This window comes from Paenibacillus sp. CR_12 (assembly GCF_041953985.1).
Lineage (GTDB): Bacteria > Bacillota > Bacilli > Paenibacillales > Paenibacillaceae > Paenibacillus_AQ > Paenibacillus_AQ lautus_A.
Genome location: NZ_JAVFHO010000001.1, coordinates 521,614 through 536,970, shown reverse-complemented (window position 1 = coordinate 536,970; position 15,357 = coordinate 521,614). Strand labels below are relative to the sequence as shown.

Annotated in this window: 10 protein-coding genes; 1 reads left to right on the top strand and 9 read right to left on the bottom strand. The window is 49.0% G+C overall.

Features of this window, described 5'->3' with window-relative positions; all coding sequences use genetic code 11:
- Positions 1-88: 88 nt before the first annotated feature.
- From RB297_RS02485 to RB297_RS02460, 6 genes are all read right to left on the bottom strand, one after another.
- Entirely contained in the window at positions 89-1,510 is a 1,422-nt protein-coding gene (locus RB297_RS02485; RefSeq protein WP_375119625.1) for a sensor histidine kinase, read from the bottom strand.
- 3 nt (positions 1,511-1,513) lie between these two features.
- The gene (locus RB297_RS02480) at positions 1,514-2,221 is read right to left on the bottom strand and encodes a response regulator transcription factor (RefSeq protein WP_213578213.1); all 708 of its coding nucleotides are present in this window, start codon (positions 2,219-2,221) and stop codon (positions 1,514-1,516) included.
- Positions 2,222-2,315: 94 nt separating this feature from the next.
- Positions 2,316-4,523, bottom strand: a complete 2,208-nt coding sequence (locus tag RB297_RS02475) for a M1 family metallopeptidase (RefSeq protein ID WP_375119624.1) — start codon at positions 4,521-4,523, stop codon at positions 2,316-2,318.
- Positions 4,524-4,547: 24 nt separating this feature from the next.
- Positions 4,548-4,913, bottom strand: a complete 366-nt coding sequence (locus RB297_RS02470; protein ID WP_375119623.1) for a YxeA family protein — start codon at positions 4,911-4,913, stop codon at positions 4,548-4,550.
- A 25-nt stretch (positions 4,914-4,938) separates the two neighbouring features.
- Positions 4,939-6,873, bottom strand: coding sequence for an FtsX-like permease family protein (locus RB297_RS02465; RefSeq protein ID WP_375119784.1), 1,935 nt, complete (start codon positions 6,871-6,873; stop codon positions 4,939-4,941).
- Positions 6,860-7,627, bottom strand: coding sequence for an ABC transporter ATP-binding protein (locus RB297_RS02460; RefSeq protein WP_375119622.1), 768 nt, complete (start codon positions 7,625-7,627; stop codon positions 6,860-6,862). Before RB297_RS02460 ends, RB297_RS02465 begins: the two co-directional genes overlap by 14 nt.
- A 153-nt stretch (positions 7,628-7,780) precedes the next feature.
- Here RB297_RS02460 and glsA point away from each other — a divergent pair, with 153 nt between their 5' ends.
- Complete coding sequence (gene glsA, locus RB297_RS02455) at positions 7,781-8,722, top strand: glutaminase A (RefSeq protein WP_375119621.1); 942 nt, start codon at positions 7,781-7,783, stop codon at positions 8,720-8,722.
- Between the two features lie 110 nt (positions 8,723-8,832).
- Here the strand turns inward: glsA and RB297_RS02450 are convergent, their stop codons facing one another.
- The 3 genes from RB297_RS02450 to RB297_RS02440 all read right to left on the bottom strand — a co-directional run bounded on the left by RB297_RS02450 (position 8,833) and on the right by RB297_RS02440 (position 15,213).
- Positions 8,833-9,510 (bottom strand): serine/threonine protein kinase, encoded by a 678-nt coding sequence (locus RB297_RS02450; protein WP_375119620.1) that lies wholly within the window; start codon positions 9,508-9,510, stop codon positions 8,833-8,835.
- A gap of 158 nt (positions 9,511-9,668) precedes the next feature.
- Complete coding sequence (locus RB297_RS02445) at positions 9,669-13,394, bottom strand: non-ribosomal peptide synthetase family protein (protein WP_375119619.1); 3,726 nt, start codon at positions 13,392-13,394, stop codon at positions 9,669-9,671.
- A 46-nt stretch (positions 13,395-13,440) separates the two neighbouring features.
- Positions 13,441-15,213, bottom strand: a complete 1,773-nt coding sequence (locus RB297_RS02440) for a methyl-accepting chemotaxis protein (protein ID WP_096775540.1) — start codon at positions 15,211-15,213, stop codon at positions 13,441-13,443.
- Positions 15,214-15,357 lie beyond the last annotated feature (144 nt).

Sequence of the window (15,357 nt, the reverse complement as noted above, 5' to 3'; positions counted from 1 at the left end):
ATTCCCGGCCGTGAGGGATTTGACGAGCCTCGGGAAACCTTGGCCATCGTCCGCATAACGACCCTATCTGGAAGGATAGCCTTTGTCTCTACGCAAGGCGAAGCTTGATTTCCGCTATCGTGCCTTGGCCAACCTCGCTGCGAACCTTAATCTCCCCGCCATGGGCGATGACGATATCACGTGTAATAGCCATGCCAAGCCCCGATCCCTTATGGAGCTCTCCCGTATTCGTCCCCCGGAAATAACGGTCGAAGATTCTTCCGAGTTCTTCCTCCTTAATGCCTTTCCCATTGTCCTCCACCCGAATAAGAATATGATCCTCGTTCTTCTCGACTTGAACCTTGATCGCAACATCCTCGCGGTTATGAACGATTGCATTGAAAATCAAGTTGCTGATCGCCCTGCGGATCAGGATATCGTCAACCTCGACTTGAATGGCTTCATGGCTGCTTCCAAATTCAATGTCCCGATTGGAATAACTTGGGTTATTCAAGGTATCGATCACGGCATTGCGGACCAGACTAACAATGTTTATATGCTTCTTATTCAGCATCAGCTCTTTGTTCCTCAAGCGGGTCGACAGATTCAAATCCTCAATCACGTCCCGCAAATAGATGGATTTACGTTCAATGATCCCGGCATAATCCCTTATTTCGTCTTGCGAGAACTGGTACTCCGTATCCTTCATCATTTCGGCATAGCCTTGAATCGAAGCCAGGGGCGTTTTGATGTCATGCGAGATATTGCCGATCCACTCTTCCCTCATCGCATCCAATTTTTTTCTTTCCTTCTCGCTTGCTTGCAGCTCTTGGGATAGAAGATTGATGTTGGCAAACACATCCTTGTACACCCCTTTAGGCTGGTGATAGATGTGATAATTACGGTTCGCCAGCCGCTTAATGCTGTCGATCAGCATAAACATGGGTTTGGTCAGCCGCTTGCTGAAGATATATGCGATACATAAGGCGATGAATCCGTCAACGATGATGAGGATCAAGCTAAAGATCTTGAACGTTTGTACAAAATTTCGAGTGTCGATCGTGAGCACTTGCCGCTCCAAGTATGGAGAAGTGAAGCCAACCAAGTAACTGAAACGATGATCGGAGTATGTTTTCTCGCCGATAAAGACGGTTGATAGCACGTCCTTCTCGATGTACTTATAAATTTGCACCATATCAATCGGAGTGTATTTCGTTTTCGCTCCTTCAGGAGCCCGATAACGGTAAATTTCCCTGCCATCCTCATCCAAAACCTGAAGCCAGGCCTCATTCTGCTTCAGAATGTCCTTGCCCTTCTCGCTCACGGAAGCACCGGATTCCGAAATCACGATATGCTCCCTGAAGGATCGGGAAATCGCCTCTGCCGAGGTTTGCCTGCCGGTGGTCAGGAAATCCTCATTCATCGATTGCATAACAAACAAGCCGATGACAACGATGATATTCATAATAATCACGATGACGACAATAAGCACGACGGAGACCAGATACCTGCCGGTAAGCTTCCACCTCATGCCTTATTCTTCCTCTACGGCCAGCTTATAGCCAAGGCCTTTTACCGTCAGCAGATAACGCGGATTCGAGGGATCCTCCTCGATTTTCTCCCGCAGTCTTCGGATATGCACCATCACGGTATTATCGAAACCGAAAAATTCCTCGCCCCACACCTGATCATATAAACTTTCCTTGCTCATGATCTGGCCCGGGTGCTTGAGCATCAGCGTCAGCAAGCCAAGCTCCTTCGGTTTCAGCGGAATGACCTTGCCGTTCTTCTTCAGTTCGATCTTTTCCTCATCTAATTCAAATGGTCCTACTTGAACAAGACGATTCGGCTTTTCCTCTTGCTGAGGCATTTCCGGTCTGCGAAATCGGGCTTTTATCCGGTACGCCACTTCTTTGGGGCTGAATGGCTTCGTAATGTAATCGTCACCGCCGATGGCAAAACCCAGGATTTTATCAATCTCCTCTGTCTTGGCCGACAAGAAGAATATCGGGACATTGGAGATGCTGCGAATTTTCTTGCACACCTCGTAACCTTCTCCGTCGGGAAGCATGATATCCAGGATAACGATATCGGGCTGACGCTGCTGAAATTCAATCCATGCTTCCTCTGCCGTAGCTGCGGTGTACACCTGATCGATCCCCTCTTTGATCAGCACGGTTTGAAGCAGCCTGACAATATCGGCTTCATCATCAACCACTAGTACTCTTTGATCAAACGCCATTTGATTCCCCCCTTGCTATAACAACCATCTTTCCCACTTGGTAAGCTGCTATTCAATTAAGCCAGCCTGCTTGAACTCGTAATGATATCGGCACTTATTCCGCCGAGAAAAACTTCGACAATGGATTCTCCACTTGTTTATCTAACAACACCTTCCCCGTCTTGTCCAACACATAGTACTGATAATAAGCGCTCGTGAATCCGAGTGATTCCTGCATTTTTGCCATGTACGTCTCCATGGCCTCGTCTGTTATATGATCACCATTCCAGAAATAGTGCAGCAATAAGCGATTTTGATTAAATGGATGCTTGATCACGTACGCTCCGGAAGCACTCGGTTGATTCATGGTATCCTTCCAGGCAAAGCCCATTTTGTTGGCCCGATCGACGATACCGGATTTCAGGGCTTGGATCACCCCGTTCGTTTTACCGTTGCCGATCACGATCAGGTTGTTGGTCCCCAGTTCCTTTTTCATTTTCTTTTTTAATACCTGGCGATCCCGAATGACCTCGTATTTCACTCCGCTGATATCCAGAAGCATCGAGAGCTGGTTTACCATGGCTTCTTGCTGTTTGCGTGTTCGCCTGCTTGCTTGATCGCTCAGGACGATCGATAACGGCTCTCCCTGAAGAGCCTTATCCATGATACGGCTCATCGTTTCGTAGGGCAAATCTGGAATTTGGGTTAAGGCCGATTGATACAGCAATTGAAACTGGTCATGCATATAGGCGGTTTTCTCTTCCTCTGTCAGCTGGTATTCTGGCTTTAGCACAAAACCCGGTTGATATAGTGCGGCGGCCATTTCGTTTCGCGCCTCATTTCCGAGCACGTCGTCTATCGTTTGGAGCAGCCCCTCAATCGTAGCATTTTTATAGACATAGCGTTTGAAATATTCCCTCATCATGCGGTCAAACTTCTCTTCGCCCACGGAACGATACAATTGGTAGATCGCTTGGCGGCCTTTATCGTAATATACCGGACTAGCCATATCCCCCACCTCGTCATTGTTTGACGCTATAGCAAGTTCCAGCGAGGAATCGTCAACTTGAATGGATCTAAAGCCATTCAGCTTATCCCCCTGCTTCTCGGCAAAATACACCTTGGAAAAATCGGCGAAACCTTCATCGAGGAAAGACTCCGTCTCCGAATCGTTCCCGATCAGCGCGTGAAACCATTGATGAGCGATTTCATGAACGAATACCGTATCCTGCGCCGGATCAGCCTGCCCCTGAACTTGCCCCATTTGAATGACACGCGAATATTCGATAGCCACGCCCTCTACATATGACTCCACGATGCGAAAATCTGGATATGGATATGGGCCGTATTTATCACCAAAGAATTGAATGGCCTTAAATGCTTGATCAATATACCGGTCAATGATCTGTTTCTTTCCCGGTTCGTTATCAAAATAAAAATATTCGATCGTCAACCCGTCACGCGTAACGCTGTCCACCTTGAAATTGGGACTGGCAAAGAATACGAATTCCCTTGTATTATTGGCAACAGCCGAAACGACTTTGCGGCCGGGTTTCACGTCATTCCGTGTCGTTATCGTGCCTGGCATCGCCACTTGATAAGCATCAGGAACATTGATATCTACTTCATAATCCGCAGAAGTATAATAATCGGTCTCGAACGTTGAACTGTAAGGGGTAGTATTCCATTGATGCTTATCCTCGTCATAGACCGACATGACCGGAAACCAGTGAGCGCCATTCACAATATCCCGGTAATACGATAAGCGCTGTGAGCCATACGGAATCTTCAAAGAAAAATCCATATATACCGTGATCGATCCGCCAGGCGGCAAGGGCTGCCTCAATTGAACGGTCAAAGCCTGTTCTTTATCGCTGAAATCAAGAGCTTGACCGCTGGAGGTCACATTCTCGATATCAATGCCGCCAAGAAAATCCTCCGGTTGTTTATCCGGATGGTTCTTGCTGATTTCTTCGTTTGATCGTTTAAACATGGACGTCTGCGTTGATGCCGAGCGGTTAGCGTTGGCATATGTATGGAACGCCAGCTCACTCAGCGTATCTTGGCTGGTGTTTCGATACGTGATCCTGCTGCTTCCCTGCATGGTCATATCCTTCTCATTCAGCCTAGCCTGAATATCGTAATGAATCGGTGCTTGCGCTTCAATATCCGCGGCGATTGGCGCAATCGTTGAAGCTGGCGCAGCTTTCGCCGCCGCACTTCCCGGTCCGATGACCGGGCCCGCCGCCAAAGTCAATGCGAGCGAGCCGATGATCGTTTTTTTGGTCAAATTCGCCGTTCTACTTCTCAATGAATTCATCATGTTATCCCCCTTAGATACGATCCCTTATTTCCCTAAAGCATCAAGCTTCAGCTTGGCTGGTCCCGGCAGCTCGCTGGCCTGTACCTCTTGATAGGAGCTGACGCCTGTTTTTTTAACATAGACACGCAAGTAAGCTTCCTTACGCAGCTCTTTATGCGCTGTAAAGGTTAACGTCTTTGCCGCTCCCTCTTTATCAAAGCCCTCCAAATTGTATTGATAGTAGACGTATTTTTCTCCATTATCAGACTTATCTTCTACTCGCGTCCCTTCTTGAACTTGCACAAAATATTGATCCGTACCGAGACGGTTCATGTTTACGTTCTGAATGAAGATGATGAATCCGATTAGGAGGACGGCTAAAACGCCGCCGAAGATCATTGTTTTTTTCATGGTTACTCTCCTTTTCTTGATAAACCTATTTGTTTTTCGTTACGATTCTATAGTAGGCATTCACGGTGACTACATAGTAGATGAGATAGATGCAAGTATATACGCCCATACAGATCACGACCGGTATCACCAGATTCATGTTTAGAAGCCTGGACAAGGCTACCAATGCTACCGAGCAGTGGGCAATGCCGGCGATGAGCGGCAGCGCAAAGATAAACAAAACCTGGTGGGCGATGGTTTTTCTGACCTCGCGTTTGTTCACGCCGATTTTACTTAATATCCGGTACCTTGCCTTATCCGAGTTCGCTTCGGTTAATTGCTTGAAGTATATGATGCTGCCGGTCGCCGTGAGGAACACGAGCCCCAGGAATCCTCCCATAAATATCAACAGGCCCGACGATTCCATTCCTCTTGCATAATCCTGATAATAACTGGCGAATCCCGCGCTTTCCGGCAGGACGCCCTCAATTTCCTCCGTTATCTGCTTTGCTTGGTCCTGATTCGATATGCCGTATGCTTCCAGGCTAAAAGATTTATTTGTCTCCTTCTCCAATTTCGCAAATAACTCATCGCTTAAGACGATGGTGGAGTACACCGTCCCCATGTTCAGCACACTGAATTTCTTCAATTCCTTAAAGGTGATATCATGCTCCTGGTTGTTCTGCATAAGCTTCACCTTCGAGCCCACATACGCCGGCGATATGCCTTCGTAATAAACCGGGTCCAGCACAGCAGCCTCATCGCCCTTTAATTCCATGGCTTCCTTGCGGCCCTGCAGCTTCGCCAGCTCGTTAAAATCCTGATTGGATATGGCGCTGTAGATCTGCATGTCATACGAAAATGCCGCATCAAGTCCGCTGACATCGGCATCCACTTCAAGGACAGGCACGGTTGCATGGTACAACAGCCCATGGTCCGATGAGGAGGCGATCAGCTCGTCGATTCGTTTGGTTGTCACGTCATCGCCGCTAATAAACGTCATGCTGTTCGGGTTTGCTAGCGAGGCATTAGCTGCATTGCTGTAATAAAAGCTGTAAGCCGTTCCGACGGCGGTAAGCGTCGTTGCGCTTAGCACCGCAATGATGGTTAACGTACGAGCATTGCCTTTGATGCGATATAGAAGCTGGGAGATGCTGATGATGTTCATCCCGTTCCAAAATCTGTTCTTGTTATTCCTGGATAATTTCAACAAGGTTACGGTCAGGGTGCTGAACAGCAGATACGTGCCGATAATCACCGTTATGAGGATGACGAGCGGCGTCAGCATGAATCCCATCACTGCCCATACCTTGGATTGCAGCAAATTCTGCAGGGCCAGCCAGTAACCGACGCCAACGAACACCAGCGACAATATGGCGGTAATCCATGAAGCCTTGGGTTCCTGTTCTCCCTCCTGATCCGCATGAAACAATTCAATCAATTTGAACCGGTAGATCAATCGGTAACCCTGCAACGACGTAATAAGCGTTATGATCATGAACACGATGGTGGTGTTGATGATGGCCTCGGGGGATATCGAAAAGCTCGTTATCGCGTCGTAACCCATCACCTTCATTAACAGGGAAACAAAAAATCTGGCGAGCACGGATCCGAGAGTTATCCCAGCCAGCAAAGCCAGCACGCCCATCAGAAAGTTTTCATAAAATAACATCAGCCCGATCTGTTTCTTCCTAACGCCAAGCAGCGAATACAGTCCGACTTCTTTCTTGCGTTTGCGGGTAAAGAACGAGTTGGAATACCAGATGAAAACAGCCACGAAGATGATCAGCACGACGGCGGCAGCGCTAAAGGCCGAACTGATTTTGGTCGACCCCTCCGCAGCGGACTGTATCGCCGTATCATATTTCAATGAAACAAAAGTGAAGTAAATGACGATACTAAAAATCATCGAGGCGAAATACAAAAAGTAATTTGCGAGATTTTTGCGGATGTTTTTTCTGGCAATGCTAAACAGTGTCATCATGTTCACCCCCAAGCGCGGCCAGCACTTCGAGTATTTGATCAAAAAACACCTTGCGCAATTGGTCTTCTCGATGGAGCTCCTGGTACAGCCGGCCGTCTTTTATGAAAATGACGCGTTTGCAGAAGCTTGCCGCATAGGCATCGTGAGTGACCATCAGGATGGTGGAATGATGAAACTCATTCAGTTTCTTTAAACTATGCAGCAGGCTGGCCGCCGACTTGGAATCCAGCGCCCCTGTCGGCTCGTCCGCCAGGATCAGGCTAGGATGGGCAACGATGGCGCGCGATGCTGCGGTGCGCTGCTTCTGGCCCCCCGAGATGTGATAAGGATATTTGCCTAAGATATCGCGAATGCCGAACGTGTCGGCGATTTCGTTAACCCGCTTCTCAATCTCCGCGGCAGACACCTTGGACAATGCCAGCGGCAGTACAATATTTTCTTTGACGGTCAGGGTATCCAGCAGGTTGTAGTCCTGAAATATGAATCCAAGCTGATTCCGGCGAAAATCGGATAACTGCTCCTCGTTCATCGACAGGATATGTTGTCCGGCAATGGTAATATCGCCTGACGTCGGTGTATCGATCGTCGAGAAGATATTCAGCAGCGTGGATTTGCCGGCCCCGGAGGGTCCCATAATGCCGACAAACTCGCCTTCCTGAATCTCAAGATTGATATCTTGCAATGCCGTATATGAATTTCCTTGGATACCGAATATTTTTTCTACATGTTTTGCCTGTAATATGGTTGTCATATGGCTTCTCCTTCAAGTCGTCGTTTGTTAAGCACAGATGTAATTATAGAAGGCGAACCTTACACGATTTTTATACGAACCTTACATAAAGCTTAACAAAACAGCAGTAACGACTCGGACTCATCAATATGTATCCATGGAGGGGTATAAACGATGACATCTCCCGACCTCGAAGCCATCCGGCAGCGGCTGCCGGAGTGGCTGAAAGCAAGCTCGCCATGCTCAGACAGAGGTAAAGTCGCCTCTTACATTCCCGAACTGTCCAAAGCTCCACATGATGCCTTGGGCATTACCCTTCTAAGCGCTCAGGGAGAATCCGTCACAGCCGGGGACTGCGGGCTTCGTTTTACGATGCAAAGCATCTCCAAAGTATTCACGCTGATCCTGGCACTGATGGACAATGGAGAGGAAACCGTTTTTGGCAAGGTTGGCATGGAGCCGACCGGAGACAACTTCAATTCCATGCTGAAGCTGGAGCTGGTTCGGCCCGGCATTCCCTTCAATCCGATGATTAATGCAGGCGCGATTACCGTTTCTTCCTTGATTAACGGAAGCAGCCCGTACGAGAAGTCAAGTAGAATTCTTCAGTTTCTTAAAGAGCTATCCGGGAACGTCAACTTGGATTATGATATGGGCGTTTACCGCTCGGAATCGGATACCGGAAATTTAAATCGTTCCATAGCGTTCTTTTTGAAAGAAAACGGGGTTCTCAGCGGAGATGTTGAAGAGGTGTTGGAGGTATACTTCAGGCACTGCTCCATTGTTGTGGATTGTGCCGATTTAGCCCGGATGGGCTTGGTCCTGGCCTGCAGCGGTTTGGATCCGCTAACCGGCAAAACGCTCATTCCTCGCAGGTATGTTCAAATCGCCAAGACGTTCATGACGACATGCGGGATGTACAACGCGTCGGGCGAATTTGCCATTCAGGTAGGATTGCCGGCCAAAAGCGGCGTTTCAGGAGGCATCTTAACATTAGTACCGGGACGTTACGGCATCGGCGTGGTAGGCCCGGCACTGAATGATAAAGGGAACAGTTATGCCGGCGTGCATCTCCTGCAAACCTTGTCCCGGGAGATGGACTGGAGTATGTTCTAAATAAAAATCCCCCTGAAGCAAGAGCATATGCTTAAGGGGGATTGATTCGCAGCCTTTTTCTCAAAAATAATAACGATAACATTCCTGCCATCTTCGTATGAATCCAACTGCTATTTTCTGAAAAACAATCTGCCGATCCGATCCGCGAATTCCTGCATGTTCACGCTGGATGGATCAAGACGGTAATATCCGTTCTTCACGGCTTCCAATACCCAGAGCGGCAGCTTCTTGCCCTCAAGCAGCGGATATACATTGTCGTAAGCCCACATGAGATGCTCCCATCGCTTGTCGTTGCCATCCTGAACATACTCGGATACATCGAGCACTTTCCCTCTGCCGTCCTGCAGCAGTACATTCTTCAAATGAATGTCCCGCGGGTTCAAGCCCTTGCTACGCACGAAGGAGCGTGCTGCTTCGACATCCTCTATGACCTGCCTAGGAACGGGCACACCATAGAGCAAGCAATCGTACAAGGTTAATCCGGATTCATGGCTGATCGCTACATAACGCTCGCCTGTCCCATAAAATACAGGAAAATAAGGACTGCCCATCAGCTCTTGATAGACCTTGATCTCCGCTTCCTTCTTGGGCAGCGCCTCCACAGCATACAATTTATAAGCATATGCCGGCATAGGTTCATAGACGAATACCGCAGCATCCGTGCCGATTCCGACACAGCGCAGGTCATCCGATTCGCCTTCAATCGTTACCGGGTCGTTGGTGCCATTCTTGATCACTTCCATGCAAGCCAGCGCGGTTTCTGCCTGCTTCCATTGTTCGTTATTCATGGGCCACCTCATTTGGTGATTATGGACTTAAATCAGTATGATCGTACCATAATCGAGCCCTAAAAACATCTTTGCCGCCTTGCCGTACCATACGCACAAAAAATTACAAAGAAACCGCGAAAGCATTCGCGGTTTCTTGCTTGCTAACCTGAATATCGTTACTCAGGCTTCACGAAATATCCAATGCCAGCGGCATAATCCATCATCTTTTCAAAAAACGGCTTGTCCGGCACAGCGCATTTCACGCCCGTGTTACGGAGGAATTCCGAAGTTTGCGGACAAGTATACCGGTAAACGGAATTCTTCGCCCCGTCGCCTTCAAACTGTGCCATGGCCAGCTCCAGGCCTTCCTTGTTCTTCGGCTGCTGCGGATCCAATAACCAGGCCTCGTATTCCTTCCAGTCCATCAAGGCAATGTCATATCCATAATCTTTAAAATGCTCCACCATGTCCTCGTAAGGAATGGCAACCGGATTGCAGATATGGAATACTCGGCCGACGGTCTCTTGCTGAAGCAGCAGCGCAGTAATCGCTTCCCCCGCATAGTTAATCGGCGTAATATCCACTTGCCACTTCACGCTAGGCGCTTTCTTCAACAGCACCATCGCTTTCAGCATGCGATAAAACGCGTTGTTATCTATGTTCTTCTGAAATATTCCGTTCTCGGAGTGACAGGACAAATTGCCGACCCGGTATACCGCTGCCGGAATGCCTCGTTCCTTACCGGCTTTGATGACCAGCTTCTCGGCTTCCAGCTTGCTGTTCGTATAGACATTCTCGATGGACGACTCCTCGTAGCCCGTTCCGGCAACGATCGCCTCCCATTGGCCGCCCAGCGCCAGGTCCTCCGGAATGCCAAGCGTAGATATAAAATGGAAGCGGGTATTAGGTTTCTTTTGGGCCAAAGCAAGTAGTCTGTCCGTGCTCTCAACATTAACTCGGGCAAAATAGTCGGCATCCCCGAAATGCTTCACCTCAGCTCCGCAATGAATGATGGAATCGATGCGCCCTTCAATCAGGGCCAGGTCTTCTGCCCCAAGCCCCAGAGACTCCTGCTCCAAGTCGCCCTGAATCGCGATCACCCGCTTGTCCATTCGAGACTTTATGTCTTCGCCAAAATATCCCGTCATGACCTGCTCCAGGCGGATATACGGCTCCATCAGCTTTGACGGCCGAACCAGGCAATATACGGTTGCGGTGGATTGATACAGCAGTTCGTGCAGCAAATGAGATCCCAAATACCCCGTTGCGCCGGTTAGCAGAATATGCTGCTGGGTATACACTTGTTCCGAAGCATGATTGACAGGAAAAGAAATCGGATACTCCGCCAAATCCTGAATCGGCAGATCCCGTTCCTCCAATGGATCGACCAAGATATCCTGGCTGCCTAATTCCGCAACTCTCTCCGCTAGTTTCGCTATGGTTGGAAAGACAAAGAAATCATTGATCTTCAACTGCGGATATCGAGGCTTAAGGAGGACCAGAATCTCCAGGATTTTCAGCGAATAGCCGCCGATATCGAAGAAATCGTCGTGGATGCCGATTTTGGTTTGTCCCAACGCTTTTTCCCAGGCTGCGGCGATATCCCGCTGGGTATCGTTAACCGGGGCTTCGTATGGGGAGTTATCCTCTTCCGCCTCCATCGACAGGTCGTATATAGCCAGCTTCTTGCGGTCTATTTTACCCGTCGGGGACAACGGCATTTCTTCCACGAAACCGATGTATTTAGGTACCATGTAACTCGGCACTTTCCGGCTTAAGAATTGTACCAATTCCTTGGCGGGGACGGCCTGTCCATCATGTGAAGTGTAAAATGCCGCCAGCATTTTGCTTCCGTCCTCATCCGTTCTCGGAATGACTGCGATGTCCTTCACGCATTCATGCTTTGCCAGATTGTCCTCGATCTCCCCGATCTCAATCCGGAAGCCTCTGATTTTCACCTGTGAATCTTTTCTTCCCCGGTATTCCACCTGCCCGTTCGGCAGCAGCCGCACCAAGTCGCCCGAACGGTAGTACTGTTTGCCTGATTCGGGCGTTATCGGATCCGGAATGAAGGCTTCCTTGGTCTTCTCGGGCTGATTCAAATATCCCTTGGCGACGCCTACCGAGCAGATGAGCAATTCCCCCGTTACGCAAGTCGGACATAATTCATCATGTTCGTTTACGATATACAATTCATAGTTGGCAAAAGGCGTACCGATATACACGGTGGCCAGATCCTCCGAAATCGGATAATCCACGACATGCCCTGTTGCCACGACGGTCGTTTCGGTAGGGCCGTAAAGGTTCACGATTGGAATCGGAAGCTTCTTCCGGAACATGCGAACGGTTTCTCCCGCCAAAGCTTCCCCGCCGACCACGATCGTCTTGATGTTACGGTATTTGTGTGTGTCCTCCATCGGCAAATACGCTGCCAATTGATTGAAGAACACCGTAGGCAATATCGCGACGCGCGTTGCGTTGGTGTCTGCCACCGCTTCCGTAAAGGCATCTATGGAGAAGCGCTGCTCATCCGATAGGAGATGCAGACGCGAGCCGCAAGCCAGTGAGCCGAATATATCGTAAACGGAAGCATCAAAGCTGAATGTGGAATATTGAAGAATAATATCCTGTTCGCTCATCTGCAAATTCTCCCGATTGGCGAGTGCCAGATTCACGACGCCTTGATGGGCGATCAATGCGCCCTTCGGTTTGCCTGTAGAACCGGACGTATAAATGATGTAGGCCAGATCATCGCCCGTCACGCCCACGCCGCAAGCTTCTGCCGGATAGGAATAGACATGGTCATCGAGACAGAAATATTCCGGTTTGGTTTGGACTTGGGCCAATAGTCCATTCAGTTTCGCCGTGAAATCCGGATGCGTCAGAATGATGTTTGATGCCGTATCCTCGATAATATAGGCATTTCGTTCATCCGGATGGGAAGGATCCAAGGGGATATAGGCTCCCCCGGCTTTGAGGACGCCGAGCATGCTGATAATCGTATCGAGGCTTCTCTTCATAAATATCGAGACGAACTGGCCTTTGCGCAGCCCCTTGGCTATGAGCATATGGGAAATTTGGTTCGACTGCCTGTCAAGCTGTTCGTACGTGATCTGCTCCTGGCCGGAAGATAATGCAATTCGCTTCGGATATTTCTCCACAACCGCAGCGAACATTGCCACGAGCGTCGGATCTTCCGGAAGCTCCATCTTCGTGTCGTTGAGGATTGCATAGGCATTCCGGTCCTCTTCCGTCAGCATAGGCAGACGGCTAACCGGCATCTCCTGATGTTCAAGAGCGGCTGCCGCAAGCAGCTCGAAATGCCTGCTGAATTTTTCAATCGTTTCTTCTTCGAACAATGGCTGGGCATAGGAAACATAAAGTGTCCATTGATCCCTTTCCTCCTCCTGAACCACCCAGTTCAGCCCGCTTTCACCGTAGGCATAGCCGTTGCCGTTCCGGCCGTAAATCGTCCGCAGATGGAGCGGCTGACCGATAAAACCTTCGATGTCAGAAAGGGAAAGGATGCTTGCTTCAATCTGCTCCATCTTGGCCGAAATTTGCTCATACAAACGAGCAAATGAATCATTTTCGCTTATGCTCACTCTTAGCGGAAGCAAATTGCCCTTCTCATTGTTCACGCCGATCAGCAAATCCGAATCGTGCGTCATGCGGTACAGAAACACCGCATAGCTTGTCAGCATCCATGACTTGATGTTATACGCGTCGCGGAACCGCTGGATTTTACCGGTTTCGATACGAAGGGGAATCGCCATGCGATCGAAATCTTGATGCTGAAGATGCGCTGGACCATCGGTGTACAGATAGAATCCCGGTAAAGGTAGCTGCAGTTCATTCAACCAATATTCTTTGCCTTGTTCGATCATCAACGTAGTATTCAAAGGTTTCAGCTCCATCTTTTTCTATGCTTTTTCTATTCCGGCGTCATTACACTCGCAGTCTGTTTACGAGAGCCTCCAGTTCGGCGGACACCTGATTGATCTGCTCGGCAGACTCGAAGATTTTGGCGAAGGAAGCCTGCTGCTCCTGGGCGCTGATCCGGATCTCGCCCGACACGGTCGAGTTCTTCTCTGCGAGCTCAGCCAGTTGTTTAATCGCAGCGGTGATCTGTTCGGTCTCGGCCACCATCTGCTGGGTTGCTGCAGACACCTCTTGAATTTGGCTGGTTACCGTATCCGTGGCCACCAGCATGCCTTTGAACAGCTCGCCGGTTTCTTTGACAACTTCCATTCCCTTGGCGACGTTGTGTTCGCCTTCGCTGATGGCTTCTACCGCGGATGCCGTCTCCTCCTGGATGTAACGAACCAATTCAATGATTTGGTCTGCCGATTTTCTCGATTCCTCCGAGAGCTTCTTCACTTCGCTGGCAACGACGGCAAAACCTCGGCCCTCTTCGCCCGCTCTGGCCGCCTCGATTCCTGCATTGAGCGATAACAAATTCGTCTGAGAAGCGATCTCGGTAATAACCTGTACGATCTGTCCGATCTCATGGGAGCGGTTCTGCAGCTTTTCGATGATATGCACCGAATTTTTGACCGAATGATCAATCGAATTCATCTGCTCGATCACCTGTTCCACATTGTGGTTCCCTCGTTCCGACTGCGCCTTCATCTGGATGGATATTTCGGATAAATCCGATGTATTGCCGGCAATCGTCGATACGCCGGATGAGATCTCCTCAAGCGACACCACGCTTTCCGTAATGGAAGTGCTCTGGACAGCGACCCGATCGGACATTTCCTCCATGTTCTTGGTAATCGCCGAAGAATTGTTATTGTTGATTTCCACGGCCGAGAAGAGGAACTTGGACTGCTCAGCGGATTGCTCCGACACCGATTTGATCGTGGTAACAAGCTCATTGATATGATTCACCGTCGTATTGAACTTGGCATTGACCTGCCCGAGTTCATCGTCGCCTGCTTTTAACTGAACCGTGAAATCGCCTTTGCTCAGCTTGTCCAGCGCTCCCATTAAAGCCTGAATCGGGGCGAATGTGCGTCTAATCGTGAAGTACTGCAGGGCCAATACGATCAGCAGGGTGATCAACAGCGCAAAAAGCGTGTTGGAGAGCAGTTCCTGCTTCCCGGAGGCGATCAAGCTGGCATCCACGTCGATGCCCATGTAAGCGAAAATTTCTCCGTTCGAATTCTGGAAGGGATGCAGCACGGTGATCCACGTCCCGTAATTGTCTGTATACGCTTTGGTATAAACGATTTTTTTCGTTTTCATCATTTCACGGACCGCGTCGGCATGAATATTCGGCTGTTCATATAGGTCGCCCAGATTCAAATTCTCTTCGGCAAACATGTCGAGCACCGCCGTAGGCATAGCGATAATCGAGGTCTTGTTCCCGTCCTCCAGCTCAGGTCCAAAAATATATCCTTGCGCGATGTTAGGATACGTAACGGACAGCTCATCAAACGTGCCGGTTAGCTTCTTCTGGATGTCCGAATTCCGGTCGGTGGAGCCTTTAACCGCTTCAGCATCTTGAACGGATACGGACTTGACCAAAGTATCCATGATTTTCCCCGAATCGGATTGCAGCTGCTTGGTCAGCACGTTGTCCTGGATATAAAAGCTTGCACCAATGACGATGGCGCCCGTGATCATGATATAGAGACTTGTCCATATCATGTTTCTTGTAACAATGCTAAGATTTTTGAAACGCATACCTTTAGAGAACGTTTTTGTCTTACTCACTCGGTGTCTCTCCTTTGATAACTCATATGTATTTTCATATATAACAGGGATCCCTTTTAACTCACTTTTCGCATCACCTACTTTCCTGGATACAATGAAAATTTCAGGAATTTTTCGTTAATACATGACCGTTTTCAAAATTAT